We start from the raw sequence: 15,075 nt of genomic DNA on the forward strand, positions 1-15,075 counted from the left end.
CATGGCCCGAGTTCGCCACAAACGCAAGCCGGTCGCCGAAATGAACGTGGTGCCATACATCGACGTGATGCTGGTACTGCTGGTGATTTTCATGGTGACCGCACCGATGCTCAACCAGGGCGTGAAGGTCGACCTGCCCAAGGTTTCCAGTGAAGCCTTGCCGCAGGACAACAACACCCAGGTCCTGACCATTTCGATCAAGGCTGACAAGACCTACTACTGGAACCTTGGCAGCGAAGTCGACACCGACAAGCAGATGGACAAGGCCATGACCTTGCCGCAAATGACCGACGCCGTGACCAAGATCATCAGCGCCGGCCGTGACCAGGGCAAGCAGACCCAGGTCTTCATCCGTGGCGACAAGTCCGTCGACTACGGCGCGGTCATGGGTGCCATGGGCGGGTTGCAGAAGGCAGGTGTCGGTAACGTTGGCCTGATTACCGAGGCGCCCTGATGCAACAGCGAGAGCCATCCGCCTCGGAAAGCTATTTCTGGCCCAGTGTCTGGGCCATTGCGCTGCACGTTCTGGTGTTCGGCATGCTGTTCGTCAGCTTTGCCATGACCCCGGAGCTGCCGCCGGCCAAGCCTATTGTCCAGGCAACCCTGTACCAGCTCAAATCCAAGAGCCAGGCCACCACCCAGACCAATCAGAAGATTGCCGGTGAGGCCAAGAAGACTGCTTCGCGTCAAACCGAAGAAGAACAGATGGAACAGAAGAAGGTCGAGCAGCAGGCAGTGAAGGCTGCGGAACAAAAGAAAGAAGAAGCGGCTCAAAAGGCCGAAGAGGCGCGAGCCGAAGCTGAAGCGAAGAAAGCCGAACAGGCCGAGAAGGCCGAGGAAGCGAAGAAAACCGCCGAAGCCAAGAAAGCCGAAGAGGCGAAGAAGGCTGCCGAGAAGCAACAGGCTGACATCGCCAAGAAGAAGGCCGAAGAGGAAGCCAAGAAAAAGGCTGACGAAGAGGCCAAGAAGCAGGCGGCTGAAGAAGCCAAGAAAAAAGCAGCCGAGGACGCCAAGAAGAAGGCGGCCGAGGACGCCAAGAAAAAAGCAACGGCTGAAGAGGCGAAGAAGAAAGCCGCCGAAGACGCCAAGAAGAAAGCCGCAGCTGATGCGGCCAAGAAGAAGGCACAGGATGCAGCCCGCAAGGCGGCGGAAGACAAGAAAGCCCAGGCCCTGGCCGAGCTTCTGTCCGATACCACCGAACGGCAGCAGGCCCTGGCTGACGAGCAGGGTGACCAGGTAGCCGGCGATTTCGACGACCTGATCCGTGCACGTGCGGCCGAGGGCTGGGCACGTCCGCCTTCTGCGCGCAAGAACATGACGGTGGTCCTGCAGATCGGCATGTTGCCGGACGGCACCATTACCTCGGTGAGCGTAGCCCGCTCCAGTGGTGACGGTCCGTTTGACAGCTCGGCTGTGGCAGCGGTCAAGAACATTGGTCGTTTAACCGAAATGCAGGGCTTGAAACCGAGCGAATTCAATCCCTATCGTTCATTCAAGATGACATTCACACCTGAGGATCTAGCCTTGTGATTAACCTTCTTCGAGGACTGCTGGTCGTTCTCTGCTGTGCAGCAGGGTTGGCCGTAGCAGATGAAAAGAACATTCTGGTCACCAGCGGCAGCGATCGCGCCACGCCGATCGCGGTCGTGCCGTTCGGGCTGCAGGGCGGCAGCGTGCTGCCTGAAGACATGGCTGACATCATCGGCAATGACCTGCGCAACTCCGGTTATTACTCGCCGATCCCGCGCCAGAACATGATCAGCCAGCCGAGCCAGGCCAGCGAAGTGATCTTCCGTGACTGGAAAGCCCTGGGCGCCCAGTACGTGATGGTCGGCAGCATCGTTCCGTCCGGCGGCCGCCTGCAGGTGCAGTACGCGCTGTTCAACGTCGCCACCGAGCAGCAAGTGCTGACCGGCAGCGTCTCGGGCAGCGTCGATCAACTGCGCGACATGTCGCACTACATCGCCGACCAGTCGTTCGAAAAGCTCACCGGCATCAAGGGTGCATTCTCTACCCGCATGCTTTACGTGACCGCCGAGCGCTTCTCGACCAACAATACCCGTTACACCCTGCAGCGTTCGGACTACGACGGTGCGCGGGCGGTAACCCTGCTGCAGTCGCGTGAGCCGATCCTGTCGCCGCGCTTTGCACCAGACGGCAAGCGCATTGCCTACGTGTCGTTCGAGCAGAAGCGTCCGCGCATCTTCGTCCAGCATATCGATACCGGTCGCCGTGAGCAGATCACCAACTTCGAAGGCCTCAACGGTGCGCCAGCCTGGTCGCCGGATGGTTCGCGCCTGGCGTTCGTGCTGTCCAAGGACGGCAACCCGGACATCTACGTGATGAACATGGGTTCGCGCCAGCTGTCGCGCGTGACCGCAGGCCCGGGTATCAACACCGAACCGTTCTGGGGTAAAGATGGCTCGACCATCTACTTCACCTCCGACCGCGGTGGTAAACCACAGATCTACAAAACCAATGTTTCCGGTGGTGGTGCAGAGCGGGTAACTTTCGTGGGTAACTACAACGCCAACCCTAAACTGTCGGCGGATGAAAAGACCCTGGTGATGATTCATCGCCAACAAGGTTTCACCAACTTCAAAGTGGCTGCACAAGATTTGCAACGCGGCAGTGTAAAGATTCTCTCGGAAACAAGTCTTGATGAGTCACCCACTGTTGCGCCCAACGGCACCATGCTAATCTACGCCACCCGCCAGCAGGGCCGGGGAGTCTTGATGCTCGTCTCTCTCAACGGACGCGTGAGGCTCCCGCTTCCTACCGCTCAAGGCGAAGTCAGAGAACCGTCCTGGTCCCCTTACCTGAACTGACGCGGCGCTTTACGTTTTACTTAACACACTGGGGTTCATTAGGAGTTTCACGATGGAAATGCTGAAGTTTGGTAAGTTTGCTGCGCTGGCTCTGGCCATGGCCGTAGCTGTAGGTTGCTCCTCGAAAGGCGGCGACGATGCTGGTCAAGGCCAGGTTGATCCTAACGCTGGCTACGGTGCCAACACTGGCGCTGTTGACGGCAGCCTGAGCGAAGAAGCTGCTCTGCGCGCAATCACCACCTTCTACTTCGAATACGACAGCTCGGACCTGAAGCCAGAAGCCATGCGCGCTCTGGACGTTCATGCCAAGGACCTGAAAGGCAACGGCGCTCGCGTCGTTCTGGAAGGTAACACCGACGAGCGTGGTACTCGCGAATACAACATGGCTCTGGGCGAGCGTCGTGCGAAAGCCGTTCAACGCTACCTGGTACTGCAAGGCGTTTCTCCTGCCCAGCTGGAACTGGTTTCCTACGGCGAAGAGCGTCCAGTTGCTACCGGTAACGACGAGCAGTCCTGGGCTCAGAACCGTCGCGTCGAACTGCGTAAGTAATTCGATATGCGAACGTGCCGTCGTGCTGTAACCGTCCTGGCTCTCACCCTGCCTCTCATGGCCTGGGCTGAGGTTCCTGTTGTTGATGACAACGCAGGCTATAGCGGCGCAAGCAGCTATCCGCCTGCGGGTTATGGTACGAACGGCGCCTATGCCGGGGGAGGGGTTACGGCCCCTGCCTCGGCACAGGGCCAGCTGTTCATGCAACTGCAGCAAATGCAGGAGCAGATAGCGCGTCAACAAGGCGTCATTGAAGAGCTGCAAAATGACGTGTCACGCATGAAACAGGAGAGCCTGGAGCGTTACCAGGACCTGGATCGGCGTATCGGAAGCGGTGTTGCACCTGCCACCACTCCGCCCAATTCCCCAGCCGGTGGCGAAGCCGCCGGTGCTGCTGCAGGCGCTGTCGCCGGTGCTGCCACCGGCCAGCAGCCTGCCGCCAGCAGCGAACCTGGCGATCCGGCGAAAGAGAAGCTCTATTACGACGCTGCTTTCGACCTGATCAAAGCCAAGGATTTCGACAAGGCCAGCCAGGCGTTCAACGCCTTCCTGCGCAAGTACCCGAACAGCCAGTATGCCGGCAACGCCCAGTACTGGCTCGGTGAAGTAAACCTGGCCAAAGGTGACCTGCAAGCGGCAGGGCAAGCCTTTGCCAAAGTGAGCCAGCTGTATCCCAAGCACAACAAGGTGCCGGATTCGCTGTACAAGCTCGCCGACGTGGAACGCCGCCTGGGTCACACCGACCGGGTCAAGGGCATTCTCCAGCAGGTGGTTACCCAGTACCCGGGTACCTCGGCTGCACAACTGGCCCAGCGCGATTTGCAAAAGCTCTGAACCAGCCGTTTTAAAAGAAACCCGCGCTAGTCGCGGGTTTTTTCGTTAGAATCACTGCCCTTTTATGAAACACGCTGCTGCGAACTACGCGATGACGGGTTCTCAGCAGTGCCTGACGGAGGCGGACAGCCTGTTTAGCTGTTACGCCCGTGGCGACTATGCAAGACACATTACGCATTACCGAAGTTTTTTACTCTTTGCAGGGTGAAACGCGTACCGCTGGGCTGCCCACGGTATTCGTCCGCCTCACCGGCTGCCCGCTGCGTTGCCAGTATTGCGACAGCGAGTACGCATTCAGTGGCGGCAGCATCCGCACCCTCGACTCGATCCTCGACCAGGTCGCCGGCTTCAAGCCGCGCTATGTCTGCGTCACCGGCGGCGAGCCGCTGGCCCAGCCCAATGCCATCCCTTTGCTCAAGCAACTGTGCGACGCCGGTTACGAGGTTTCGCTGGAGACCAGTGGCGCCCTGGATATTTCCAGGGTCGACACCCGGGTCAGTCGCGTGGTCGACCTGAAAACCCCAGGCTCCGAGGAAGTTCACCGCAACCGTTACGAGAATATCGAGCTGCTGACCCCGAATGACCAGGTCAAGTTCGTTATCTGTTCCCGTGAAGACTACGATTGGGCGGTGTCCAAGCTCATTCAATATGGCCTGGAAAAACGCGCTGGCGACGTACTCTTCTCGCCCAGCCACCACCAGGTGAGTGCCACCGACCTGGCCGACTGGATCGTGGCCGATAATTTGCCGGTTCGTTTCCAGATGCAGCTGCACAAACTGCTGTGGAACGACGAACCGGGACGCTGACAGGAGTGATGCAATGACTGAGAAACGTGCGGTAATTCTGCTTTCCGGCGGCCTCGACTCGGCCACTGTTGTTGCCATGGCCAAGGCCGAGGGCTACAGCTGCTACACCATGAGCTTCGACTACGGCCAGCGCCACCGCGCCGAGCTCAACGCCGCAGCGCGGGTTGCCCGCGACCTGGGCGTGGTCGAACACAAGGTCATCGGCCTGAGCCTGGACGGTATTGGCGGCTCGGCCCTGACCGACAGCAGCATCAATGTACCTGAAGCGCCGAGCGAAGGCATCCCGGTCACTTACGTGCCGGCACGCAATACGGTGTTCCTGTCCCTGGCCCTGGGCTGGGCAGAGGTACTGGAAGCCCGCGATATCTTCATCGGCGTCAACGCCGTGGATTACTCCGGTTACCCGGATTGCCGTCCGGAGTTCGTCGAGGCGTTCGAGCGCATGGCCAATCTGGCTACCAAAGCCGGTGTCGAAGGCAACGGCTTTCGCATCCAGGCACCGCTGCAGAACCTCAGCAAGGCGCAGATCGTCCAGGCCGGCATGGCCCGCGGGGTGGATTACAGCCTGACCGTTTCCTGCTATCAGGCCGACGATCAAGGCCGTGCGTGCGGCAAATGTGACAGCTGCCGCCTGCGCGCCGACGGCTTTAAAGCCGCCGGTGTAGAGGACCCGACCAGATATTTTTAAATTATTTTGCGATGGGGTGTTGATTTCCTGTTAGAAATCAGTATTATACGCGCCATCCAACGGGTCGTTAGCTCAGTTGGTAGAGCAGTTGGCTTTTAACCAATTGGTCGTAGGTTCGAATCCTACACGACCCACCATACGCTGTAAGAGAAAGCCCGCGTCCTGCAAAGGTCGCGGGCTTTTTCGTTTCCTACCTATCAGAACGCGTAGGTCGCCGACAGAATCGCCGAACGCGCATCGCCGTACTCTATGGCCGAAGAACGCGCATCGGTGCCGTTCTGCTGGCGCACACGCTCAACGTAATCCTTGTCGAACAGGTTGTTGACGTTCAGCTGCAGGTCGAGGTCTTCGTTGACCCGGTACGCCACCATGGCGTTGTGCAGCCAGTAGGCGTCAAGCTTGGCGCTGGTGCTGGAGGTGACGTTGCGTTCGCTGACATAACGCGCGCCATAGCCCAGGGTCCAGCCGGCCGGCAGCTGGTAAGTGGTCCACAGGTTCAGCGAGCGCGGCGGGGTGTTGCCCAGGGCCTGGCCTTCACGGGCGATACCGGCTGCAGTGTTGGCGGCCTTGAGGGTTTCACTGTCGAGGAAGGTGTAGTTGGCGAACACATCCCACTGCTCGGTGATATGCCCGGTGACCCCGACTTCGACGCCCTGTACACGCTGCTTGCCGGCCAGTTGGGTGGAGCCGTCGGCCATGGTTTCGCGGGCGTTGGTCTTTTCTACCCGAAACAGCGCCGCGTCCAGTTCCAGGCGCTTGTCGAGCAGCTCCCATTTGGTCCCCAGTTCCCAGGTTTCGTTCTTTTCCGGGGCGAGGTTTTCGGTGGCCGCGCTCAGGCCGCCGCCGGTGGAGGCCAGGCTCTCTGCCGAAGGGTTGAAGGAGTTGCCCCAGGCCAGGTAGATACGCCCGTTCTCAGTCGGTTTGTAGACCAGCCCGGCACGGCCACTGAGTTTCTCGTCGGTGGAGTCGAAGTCGGAGGTGCGTACATGCCCGGCGTCGTAGCCTTGGGCCTGACCTTTGAACTTGTCGTAGCGCAGGCCCAGGTTCAGGTCCCATTGCTCATGCAGGGCAATGGTGTCGAAGATGTACAGCGCCTGGTTGGTCAGCTCGGTGTCGGTGTAGCTGCTGGTGGCCTTGTTGGCCGGCCCCGACCAGTGCCCCGGCGGGTTGCTCAGATCATAACCATTAGCGGGATACAGGGCGTTGCTCAAGCCGTAGCCGTAGGTCTTCAGGTCCATGGTTTCGCGTGACACTTCCATGCCGGTGACCAGGTCATGGCGCATGCCCAGCAGCTTGAAGTTGCTGATCAGATTGGTCTGGTTGATCCACATTTCGGTGGTCGCATCGCGCCCGTAGCCCTGGGGGCCGGCGGGGCGATAGCGGCCAGGCGGCAGGCCGGTGGTGTTGACGTGCGAAGCCGAAACCGTGGTATCGCGGGCAATGTGGCTGTAGCGCGTAAGGTTTTGCAGGCGCAGGTTGTCGTTGAAGTCGTGTTCGAAGTTGGCGGTGAACGAGCTTTGCTCGATCTCTTCCTTGTCGAGGTTCTTCCAGCCGAAGTAGTCTTCGCGGCTGACGCCGGCCAGGCGTTTGCCGTCCAGGGCCGGTACGCCGTAGTCGGGCAGGTTGTCATCGACCTGGTGGAAGGCGCTCAGGGTCAGGCGCGTGGATTCGCTCAGGCCCAGGCGCAGCGATGGGGCGAGCCCCCAGCGTTCACGGTCGATCTGTTCGCGGCCGGCCACATCGTTCTGGTGGCCCATGAGGTTGATGCGAAACGCGCTGTCATGCCCTACGCCCTCCAGCGGCTGGTTGCTGTCCAGGGTCATGCGGTAGTAGCTGTCGGTGCCGACACTGCCGCCCAGGCGGGTGAAGGCCTGGTCCTGGGGCTGCTTGCTGATGATGTTGATGCTGCCGCCGGTGGTGCCGGCACCACCGAACACAGAGTTGGGGCCTTTGATGACTTCGACCTGCTCGACATTGAAGGTGTCGGTGCGGTTGGTCTGGGCGCTGTCGCGCAAGCCGTCGATCTGGATATTGCTGTTGGCCGAGAAGCCGCGGATGTTGATGCTGTCGCCCGAGCCGCCACCGCCTTCGCCGGCGTTGAAGGTGATGCCGGAGACGTTGGACAGTACCTGGCGCAGGCTCAGGGCCTGCTGCTCCTTGATTACCTGGGAGGGCACCACGGTGATGGTCTGCGGGGTGTCGAGCAGGGTGGTGGTGTACTTGCCCGACGCCGAGTGTTCAGTCTTGTAGTCGCTGCTGGCCTTGGCATCGATGTTGATATTGCCCAGCTCCATAGGCGGGCTGGACGCCTTCTCGGCGAGCGAATAGCTTGATGTTGAAGCGACGGCAAGGCCCAGCGCTGAAGCCATGAAGGAATGCGATGAACGACCACGAGCAAGTTGGCAAGACATGTAAAGTTTCACCCCAGTGAAAATTAAATGTAAGTGTTTATGAGAATTATTAGCAGTTACGCTGCCGATGATAATCTCGCCGCTTACCTTTCTTGCAGCTGTAGGTGTTTCGACATGTTTCTGGAGCGAACCATGACAACCAGGTAGAGTTCCAGCATCATGGTGCCACTTCGAACTCAAAGATGACCCGCCTCCGTCGTGAGGCCGGCATAAGGCTTTTACCCGTAATGACCCAAGAACACGCCCAGCAGCCTTCCCAGTCGCCGCCACTGATCTCGGTCGTCGCTCCTTGCTACAACGCCGAGAAGTACCTTGAGGCCGCGCTGCAGAGCATCTTTGCCCAGGATTACCCCAACTTCGAGGTGATCATTGTCGACGATGGCTCGACGGACAACAGCCTGGCCATGCTCCGGGCGCTGCAGGACACCTACGCTTTCACCCTGCTGACCCAGCACAATCAGGGCGTCAGTGCCACGCTGAACAATGGCCTCAAGCATGCCCGGGGCGTGTATGTGTCCACTCCGGACCTGGACGACATCATGCTCCCGCATTCGCTCAGCGTCAGGGCCAGGTACCTGGACGAGCACCCCGAGGTCGGCTGCGTCGGCGCCCTGATCGCCTACATGGACAGCGATGGCGCCGAAACCAAGACCCAGCAGCGCACCGAGGTAAAGACCTTCAGCTTCGACCAGATCGTCCGCGAGGCAGTGGTCATCGGTGCGCCGGGCGCGTTGTACCGCATGCAGGCGATGCGCGCGGCGCAGTTCTACGACCCGGCGATCAAGGTCCAGGATTTCCAGATCACCCTCAGGATCGCCAGCAAGGGCTACCAGATTCACGAGTTGCCGGTGTGCGTGACGCGCTATCGCCGCCACCCCAACAACCTGTCGCGAAAGTTCAAGGTCCTGCTGGATGCCGATATGCTGGCGATGGCGCCCTTCAAAACGCATCCCGGGTATCAGCAGGGCAGGACGGTGCTGATCAACAAGGCATTGAAGTATGCGGTGGTCGCCGACAAGAAATTTGCCTGGCAACTGTTGCGTTCGATCCCGCTACGCCATTACAACCGCACCACATTCAAACGCCTGAAGCGCCTCGTACTGCACCGTTGATCAGCAAGGACCCCTTTGTGAAGTTATTCGACCTCTTGAAACAGCGGCGTGAGCGCAAACGACTGCGCTCGATGGACAAGCTTGAGCGTGCGGCAGAAAAGATCAGGCTGCGTTACCCACGTTATAGCGTCGGGGTGGGCACCTACGGGATTCCGGAAGTTGTCGAGTTCGGTGACGATACAGTGCTGAAGATCGGTTCCTACACCTCGATCGCAGCGGGCGTACAGATACTGCTCGGCGGTGAGCACCGTACCGACTGGCTGACCACTTACCCGTTCCCGGCCATGGTCGATGCCGTCAAGGACATCAAGGACTATGCGCCGAGCAAGGGCGATGTGGTGATCGGCAGCGACTGCTGGATCTGCACCAACGCGGTGATCCTCTCGGGCGTGACCATCGGCCATGGCGCGATTGTCGCCGCCGGTGCGCTGGTGACCCGCGATGTGCCGCCGTTTGCGGTGGTCGGCGGCAACCCGTGCAAGCAGATCAGGTGGCGGTTTGACGAAGAAGTGCGCAACACCTTGCTCGAAGCGGCCTGGTGGGACTGGCCCATGGATGAAGTCAAAGCTGTCTCGCGGATGCTCAGCAGCTCGGACCTTGATAGCTTTCTTGCCTACATCAAGGCCCGTAACGGCTGACAGTCAGTTGAACAGGCGCTGGCGCAGCGCGTCGATGCGTTCGGCCTCGGCCAGATAGTCGGCGGCACTGAGGTTGCTGTACAACGTGCCGGCCTTGATCCGCTTGGCATCGCGCCGCTGCTGCTCGGCGCGTTCGAGCAACGCCTTTTGCAAGGCACTGGCACTGTCCGGCGAGGCTTCAAGCAGTGGCCGGGCCATGATCTCGGCGCTGTCCAGGTGGTCCTGGGCGATGGCGCTGAGCACCGCACTGGGTTCACTTATCGCCCCCAGGCCCAGCAAGCGCTTGGCCAGCGCCGGCGTTACCTGCGCAGCGCCTACCAGCAGCGTGTCGGCTTGCACCGGCATGCCCTGGTCGAGCAACCAGCTGGCAGCTTCCAGGTGGCCGTGCTGCAGGCAGCATTCCAGGCTGGCGCCGTGTCCGCGCAGCACTTCTCTCAGGTCGCAGCCGGCCCTGCGCAGGGCTGCCAGGCGCTCGATATCGCCATGGCTGGCCGCATCGAGCAGCGCCAGTTGGCGCAGGCGTGGTTGTCCGGCGAGGCTGCCGTCAGCCAGTGCCGGGCGCCAGTCCAGTACTCGTTCGCGTAGCAAGGTCTCAAGCCGCGCCTTGAGCGTCACGCCCGACTCACCGGCTGCTTCCAGTTCATCCAGCGCTTCGAGCAGTTCGCTGGCGCTGCTGTACTCGGCCTGCGGGTCGAACGGGTCTTGTTCATAGGCCAGCAGGTGGAACAGCCCGGCGATGTCGTCGGCGATGCGTGCCAGGCTGTCCTGGTGCAGGCTGCCGGCCCAGGCTGGCGGCAGCCCGCGGCTCCAGGCGATCACCGCGCCATGGTTGGGGCCCGGGGTGACGCACACGTACAAGCGCTCCAGATATTCGAATCCGCCGAACGGCAGGTAGTCGAGCTTGCCGTTCCAGGGGCGGCCGTGTTCCCGGGCGGCTTCTTCGGCTTGCTCCTGTTCGTGCTCGATCCAGCCCCAGAGGTCGCGGTAGCCGTCACTATCCGGGTAGAACAGCTCGCTGAAGGAGAACGGGTGGCGGTGGCCGTCGTAAACCACTTCCAGGTCATAGCCGACGCGACCGCCCAGGCAGGTCTGCCACAGCTGCAACAGCCCTGCAGGTAGCGGGCCGCTCAGTTGGGCTTCGATCCGCGCCAGGGTGGCGGCGTCGATTGCAGGTTGAGTATCGAAGATCACGCAGCCTTCGAACAGGGCCAGTTGGTGGTCCTGCAACAGCTGATGTTCGGCGGGGGAGAGTTCCATTCGTGGTCCACCTTCGGATTGGGCCGCAGACTCTAGCACGCGGCGAAACCCTCATTGTATTGCCCGCAAGCCTCACGCCGAATTGATCTAAACGCCAGGAGTGAGAGGGGTAAAATGGTATCGACGCTGTAGCGCAGGAGTCATGGCAATGAAATCCTTCAGCACACTTGCGTTCACCACGGCACTGGCTGCGTTGCTGGTGGCCTGGCCGGCCCAGCACGCTCAAGCTGCGCAGTACCAGGAGCCGATCGACATGTCCGGGGTCAAGTTGCAACCCCAGGAGCAGAATGGCGTGAGCTATGTCAGCGGCGGAATCGGCATCGATGAGTCGCGGGCCATTCAGCAAGTCCAGGGCTATAACTTGCATCTGACCTTCTCGACCGGCCCCGAGAACAAGTATGTGCCGGATGTCGACCTGGCGATCCAGGGCGGGCAGGGGCAAACCTTGCTGCAACTGAGCCAGGTCGGGCCGATGGTCTACGTCAAGCTGCCGCCGGGTCATTACAACCTGGTTGCCTCGCGCAATGGCGTGCAGCAACTGGGCGCCGTCAACCTGGTTCCCGGCCAGACCGGCACGGTGAACCTGCACTGGCCGCAGGACAACTGAGCCGTGCCGGCACGCGGTTGACCAGCAGTATGCCGCTGATCAGCAGCGTGCCACCGGCCAGCATGGCGCCGCTCAGTTGCTCGCCCAGCAGCAGGGCGCCAGCGACCACGGCGGTCAGCGGGTTGAGGGCAATGAAACTGCCGGCCCGGGTGGCGCCGATCCTGGCGATGGCGTCGTAATACAGCACGTACGCCAGCGCCGAACCCAGTGCCCCCAGGTACCCCAGGCTGAGCAACTCGGGCGCCGACAGTGCGTGCAATGCGCTGATGCTCAGGCTGCCATTGAGCAGGGCGTGGACGCTGAGCATCGCTGCCCCGGCGAACACCGCATAGGTCACCGTGTGCAGCGCGCCGAGCTGTTTCACCAGGCCGCTGCAGCAGACACTGAAGATCACCCAGCTCAGCACGCAGCCGAAGATCAAGCCATCGCCGAGCCAGCTGCCCTGGCCAATCGCTGCGGGCGCCCGGGCCAGCACCACCCAGCCCGCGCCCAGCAGGCACAGGGCGACGCCGAGCAACTGTGTGCGGCCCAGGCGCTGCCTGAAACACAGGTAGGCCATGATCGCCATGACCGCAGGGTTGCTCGCCACGATCAGCGAAGCCCGGGAGGCATCGGTGTATTGCAGGCCATGGAAGAAGAACAGCGTATAGGCATAGATGCCGGCAAAACCCAGGCCGGCGACTTGCACGGCCTGGGTCTTGCTCACCCGGACAAAACCCTTTTTTGACACCCGCAGGATGATCGCCAGCACCAGGCTGGCCAGGGCAAAGCGCAGGCTGCCGAGCAGCAGCGGATCGACAGCGCTGGCCACGGCGCGACCGGCAACGAAGGTGCCGCCCCAGATCATCGCGACCAGCGCAAGTTTCAGGTAGGTGCAAAACTGAGACGGCATGGCGGGCCCCGGCTGACGGCGTACAGGTGATGCGCCATACTTGTTCGAATGCCGAATCATAGGGAAATGAGCAATTGCTCATGGGCTTTCGATGACTTTGACCCAGCTGGAAATCTTCGCCGTGGTCGCTGCGCGCAAGGGCTTCACCCTTGCCGCGGCGCAACTGAAAATCTCCCAATCAGGGGTGTCTCACGCCATCCGCGCCCTGGAGCAAGAGCTTGGCGTGGCCCTGTTCGAGCGCCAGCAGGGGCAGATCGAGCTGAGCGATATTGGCAGCCGCCTGCTGCCGCGGGCCCAGGCCATGCTCGGCCTGGCCGAAACCCTGCGCCAGGAAGCCCACGATGCCCGTGGCATGAAGCAGGGTACGCTGCGCATCGGCTCGTTCGGGCCGACAGCGTCGGTGCGCTTGCTGCCGGCGATTCTCGCTGCCTACCGCCAGGCGTACCCCGGTATCGAGGTGCATGTCGACGAAGGTCCGGACCGCCAGGTGCTGCACTGGCTGCAGGAGCGGCGCATCGATGTCGGTTTCGTGGTGCTGCCTGAAGAGCAGTTCGACAGCTACCCGCTGCTGGAGGACCAGATGGTTACGCTGCTGCCCGCCGACCATGCGCTGGCGCAGCTCGCTTCAGTGACGCTCAAGCAACTGTGCCTGGACCCCTTCGTATTGACCGAGGCCGGTTCAGCCGAGATCGTCTCGCGGCTGTTTCTTGCCGCCAGGCTGCAACCCCGGATTCGCTACCGCACCTCGCAACTGCTCAGCACCCTGGAGATGGTTGCCCGTGGTGACGGTGTGAGCATCGTCGCGCAATCGTCCTTGCCGTTGCCCACGAGCCTGGCTTATGTGCAGCGCCCGCTCGATCCGCCGGTCAAGCGGATGGTGGGGCTGGCGGTGGTCGATGAGCGCATCATCTCGCCCGCGACCCGGGCTTTTATCGAACTTGCACGGACATTGCCGCGTAACGCTGCGGACTGATTTATAGTAGCGCCCTCGTCAACGGCGTCTCCGGGAAAAGGAAGTGGTGTGTTTTTCAGGTTTGTTCTGATCGCCGTAATGCTGGCGATGTCTGCATGCAGTTCGCATTCCCCAAGCCCCGGTAGCTCCGCCAACAAAGTCGTGGCCGGCACCTACAAGGTCAAGCGCGGCGATACCCTGTACTCGATTGCCTCGCGCCATGGCTGGAACTTCAAGGAACTGGCGCGCTACAACGGCATCAGTGCGCCCTATGCGGTGAATGTCGGCCAGACCATCCGCTTCGGCGGCTCGAAAACCACCACGCGCACCACCAGCAGTGCCAGCAAGGCCCGGCCCGTGGCGCCGGCCACCAAGGTCACCCTGCGCGGCTGGGCGTGGCCGCTGCAGGGCACGCTGATCCGCCGCTATTCCTCTGCCGACAAGCTCAACAAGGGCATTCGCATCGCCGCTACCCCGGGCCAGGCGGTGTACGCCAGCCTGGGTGGCAAGGTCGCGTTCGCGACCAACATCCGCGGCTATGGCAACCTGATCATCCTCCAGCATGGCACTGCCCATGCCAGCGTCTACGGCCACAACAGCAAGTTGCTGGTCAAGGAAGGCCAGACCGTCAGCAAGGGCCAGAAGATTGCCGAAGCCGGCGACCTGGATACCGACCGCGTGCAGCTGTACTTCGAAATCCGCCAGAACGGCAAGCCGATCGATCCGCTGAGCGTGTTGCCGGCCAGCTGAGGATGCTCAAGGCGTCGCTTGCAGGTAGTGGGCGATGATCTTCACGCTCAGTTGCAGACGTTGCTCGATGTCCTCGCTGGCCGGGGTATAGGCCGGCATGCTGACCGCCTTGAGAAACAGGTCGGCCTTGAGCATCTCCAGAAACTGGCAAGCAACCAGGCTGAGGGTTTGCCGGTCGGCCTGGATACCGTGCAGTTGCCCCAGGCGCTCGGCCAGCAACTGGTAGCTGCGCTCGGGGCCCAGGGTGTAGAAGTGCTCGCCGATCTGCGGAAAACGCGGCGCTTCGGCCACGATCAAGCGATACAGGCCGATGCTTCTGGGCGCCAGCAGGCCGTGCAGAAAGCGGCGCCCGTAGTGTTCGAGTACGCGTTCAAGCGAGTCGTGTGCGGCGCTGCCGGGGTCTGGGGCAACGAAGATCTCTTCGATCATTCGTTCAATCACTGCGGCAAACAAACCTTCCTTGCCGCCGAAGCTGCTGTACAGCGTCCCGCGTGAGCCGCCGGCCAGGTCGATGATCATGTCCAGGGTGGCGCCTTCAAAACCGTGCTCGATAAACGTCCGGGTGGCCGCCTCGATCAATGCGTGGCGGCGCTGAAGCCCGCGAGCGGTGAGGCGCGGGCTGGCCTTCCTGGGTTTTTCGCAGTCAGTACTCATGGTTGCTTGTCCGTCACTTAACGAGAACAAATCTCGTTTGGGTTGATCTTTGCTGAAAGAAGTGTATCGTACAGTACAGTATTAAATCGAGGTGTA

The 15,075-nt window shown here is 61.3% G+C and carries 16 protein-coding genes and 1 tRNA gene; 13 read left to right on the forward strand and 4 right to left on the reverse strand.

All coding sequences use genetic code 11. The features are described 5' to 3' along the window. Position 1 precedes the first annotated feature (1 nt). The 8 genes from tolR (at position 2) to ACZ9A3_RS03155 (ending at position 5,843) form a co-directional block, all read left to right on the forward strand. A complete protein-coding gene (tolR, locus tag ACZ9A3_RS03120) occupies positions 2-454 on the forward strand; it encodes a protein TolR (RefSeq protein WP_045193537.1) in 453 nt (150 codons plus the stop codon). Beyond that, a complete protein-coding gene (gene tolA / locus ACZ9A3_RS03125; RefSeq protein WP_093386479.1) occupies positions 454-1,530 on the forward strand; it encodes a cell envelope integrity protein TolA in 1,077 nt (358 codons plus the stop codon). Before tolR ends, tolA begins: the two co-directional genes overlap by 1 nt. Beyond that, a complete protein-coding gene (gene tolB / locus ACZ9A3_RS03130; RefSeq protein ID WP_045193535.1) occupies positions 1,527-2,828 on the forward strand; it encodes a Tol-Pal system beta propeller repeat protein TolB in 1,302 nt (433 codons plus the stop codon). The genes tolA and tolB overlap by 4 nt, the downstream gene beginning before the upstream one ends. 52 nt (positions 2,829-2,880) lie before the next feature. Beyond that, positions 2,881-3,378: a peptidoglycan-associated lipoprotein Pal gene (pal, locus tag ACZ9A3_RS03135; RefSeq protein ID WP_010223188.1), complete on the forward strand. Its 498-nt coding sequence runs from the start codon at positions 2,881-2,883 to the stop codon at positions 3,376-3,378. Between the two features lie 6 nt (positions 3,379-3,384). Then, positions 3,385-4,212: a tol-pal system protein YbgF gene (ybgF, locus tag ACZ9A3_RS03140; protein ID WP_476252125.1), complete on the forward strand. Its 828-nt coding sequence runs from the start codon at positions 3,385-3,387 to the stop codon at positions 4,210-4,212. A 158-nt stretch (positions 4,213-4,370) separates the two neighbouring features. Further along, the gene (queE, locus tag ACZ9A3_RS03145) at positions 4,371-5,018 is read left to right on the forward strand and encodes a 7-carboxy-7-deazaguanine synthase QueE (RefSeq protein WP_093386470.1); all 648 of its coding nucleotides are present in this window, start codon (positions 4,371-4,373) and stop codon (positions 5,016-5,018) included. A gap of 13 nt (positions 5,019-5,031) precedes the next feature. Continuing rightward, positions 5,032-5,706, forward strand: coding sequence for a 7-cyano-7-deazaguanine synthase QueC (gene queC, locus ACZ9A3_RS03150; protein ID WP_476252126.1), 675 nt, complete (start codon positions 5,032-5,034; stop codon positions 5,704-5,706). Between the two features lie 61 nt (positions 5,707-5,767). Continuing rightward, positions 5,768-5,843, forward strand: a tRNA-Lys gene (locus ACZ9A3_RS03155). A 60-nt stretch (positions 5,844-5,903) separates the two neighbouring features. Here ACZ9A3_RS03155 and ACZ9A3_RS03160 read toward each other — a convergent pair. After that, on the reverse strand, positions 5,904-8,000 hold the full coding sequence (locus ACZ9A3_RS03160) for a TonB-dependent receptor (RefSeq protein ID WP_476252127.1): 2,097 nt from the start codon (positions 7,998-8,000) through the stop codon (positions 5,904-5,906). A gap of 344 nt (positions 8,001-8,344) precedes the next feature. On the opposite strand from ACZ9A3_RS03160, the gene ACZ9A3_RS03165 reads away from it, so the two are divergent. Beyond that, positions 8,345-9,229 (forward strand): glycosyltransferase family 2 protein, encoded by an 885-nt coding sequence (locus ACZ9A3_RS03165; RefSeq protein ID WP_093386460.1) that lies wholly within the window; start codon positions 8,345-8,347, stop codon positions 9,227-9,229. Between the two features lie 17 nt (positions 9,230-9,246). After that, the gene (locus tag ACZ9A3_RS03170; protein ID WP_045193528.1) at positions 9,247-9,867 is read left to right on the forward strand and encodes a CatB-related O-acetyltransferase; all 621 of its coding nucleotides are present in this window, start codon (positions 9,247-9,249) and stop codon (positions 9,865-9,867) included. A gap of 3 nt (positions 9,868-9,870) precedes the next feature. Here ACZ9A3_RS03170 and ACZ9A3_RS03175 read toward each other — a convergent pair whose 3' ends face one another. Then, complete coding sequence (locus tag ACZ9A3_RS03175; RefSeq protein WP_476252128.1) at positions 9,871-11,124, reverse strand: SMI1/KNR4 family protein; 1,254 nt, start codon at positions 11,122-11,124, stop codon at positions 9,871-9,873. Between the two features lie 148 nt (positions 11,125-11,272). Between ACZ9A3_RS03175 and ACZ9A3_RS03180 the strand changes: the two genes are divergently transcribed. Continuing rightward, positions 11,273-11,731: a hypothetical protein gene (locus ACZ9A3_RS03180; RefSeq protein ID WP_093386449.1), complete on the forward strand. Its 459-nt coding sequence runs from the start codon at positions 11,273-11,275 to the stop codon at positions 11,729-11,731. On the opposite strand, the gene ACZ9A3_RS03185 is transcribed toward ACZ9A3_RS03180, so the two are convergent. Next, the gene (locus ACZ9A3_RS03185; RefSeq protein ID WP_093386444.1) at positions 11,673-12,623 is read right to left on the reverse strand and encodes a DMT family transporter; all 951 of its coding nucleotides are present in this window, start codon (positions 12,621-12,623) and stop codon (positions 11,673-11,675) included. The two genes, ACZ9A3_RS03180 and ACZ9A3_RS03185, sit on opposite strands and share 59 nt — an antisense overlap. Positions 12,624-12,714: 91 nt before the next feature. Between ACZ9A3_RS03185 and ACZ9A3_RS03190 the strand changes: the two genes are divergently transcribed. Together ACZ9A3_RS03190 and ACZ9A3_RS03195 are read left to right on the forward strand one after the other, a co-directional pair. Continuing rightward, positions 12,715-13,596: a LysR family transcriptional regulator gene (locus ACZ9A3_RS03190; RefSeq protein ID WP_213602192.1), complete on the forward strand. Its 882-nt coding sequence runs from the start codon at positions 12,715-12,717 to the stop codon at positions 13,594-13,596. A 48-nt stretch (positions 13,597-13,644) separates the two neighbouring features. Beyond that, on the forward strand, positions 13,645-14,325 hold the full coding sequence (locus tag ACZ9A3_RS03195; protein ID WP_213602190.1) for a peptidoglycan DD-metalloendopeptidase family protein: 681 nt from the start codon (positions 13,645-13,647) through the stop codon (positions 14,323-14,325). 6 nt (positions 14,326-14,331) lie between these two features. Here ACZ9A3_RS03195 and ACZ9A3_RS03200 read toward each other — a convergent pair whose 3' ends face one another. Beyond that, the gene (locus tag ACZ9A3_RS03200; RefSeq protein WP_258609918.1) at positions 14,332-14,979 is read right to left on the reverse strand and encodes a TetR/AcrR family transcriptional regulator; all 648 of its coding nucleotides are present in this window, start codon (positions 14,977-14,979) and stop codon (positions 14,332-14,334) included. Between the last annotated feature and the right edge of the window lie 96 nt (positions 14,980-15,075).

The sequence above is a fragment of the Pseudomonas sp. TE4620 genome (genome assembly GCF_056279045.1).

What these genes read in the sequence shown, in the direction of transcription:
- ACZ9A3_RS03175 (WP_476252128.1), bottom strand. Translation starts at nt 11,124, where the DNA reads ATGGAACTCTCCCCCGCCGAACATCAGCTGTTGCAGGACCACCAACTG.
- ACZ9A3_RS03180 (WP_093386449.1), top strand. Translation starts at nt 11,273, where the DNA reads ATGAAATCCTTCAGCACACTTGCGTTCACCACGGCACTGGCTGCGTTG.
- tolR (WP_045193537.1), top strand. Translation starts at nt 2, where the DNA reads ATGGCCCGAGTTCGCCACAAACGCAAGCCGGTCGCCGAAATGAACGTG.
- ACZ9A3_RS03160 (WP_476252127.1), bottom strand. Translation starts at nt 8,000, where the DNA reads ATGGAGCTGGGCAATATCAACATCGATGCCAAGGCCAGCAGCGACTAC.
- ACZ9A3_RS03185 (WP_093386444.1), bottom strand. Translation starts at nt 12,623, where the DNA reads ATGCCGTCTCAGTTTTGCACCTACCTGAAACTTGCGCTGGTCGCGATG.
- ACZ9A3_RS03165 (WP_093386460.1), top strand. Translation starts at nt 8,345, where the DNA reads ATGACCCAAGAACACGCCCAGCAGCCTTCCCAGTCGCCGCCACTGATC.
- queE (WP_093386470.1), top strand. Translation starts at nt 4,371, where the DNA reads ATGCAAGACACATTACGCATTACCGAAGTTTTTTACTCTTTGCAGGGT.
- ACZ9A3_RS03190 (WP_213602192.1), top strand. Translation starts at nt 12,715, where the DNA reads ATGACTTTGACCCAGCTGGAAATCTTCGCCGTGGTCGCTGCGCGCAAG.
- queC (WP_476252126.1), top strand. Translation starts at nt 5,032, where the DNA reads ATGACTGAGAAACGTGCGGTAATTCTGCTTTCCGGCGGCCTCGACTCG.
- tolA (WP_093386479.1), top strand. Translation starts at nt 454, where the DNA reads ATGCAACAGCGAGAGCCATCCGCCTCGGAAAGCTATTTCTGGCCCAGT.
- ybgF (WP_476252125.1), top strand. Translation starts at nt 3,385, where the DNA reads ATGCGAACGTGCCGTCGTGCTGTAACCGTCCTGGCTCTCACCCTGCCT.
- pal (WP_010223188.1), top strand. Translation starts at nt 2,881, where the DNA reads ATGGAAATGCTGAAGTTTGGTAAGTTTGCTGCGCTGGCTCTGGCCATG.
- ACZ9A3_RS03200 (WP_258609918.1), bottom strand. Translation starts at nt 14,979, where the DNA reads ATGAGTACTGACTGCGAAAAACCCAGGAAGGCCAGCCCGCGCCTCACC.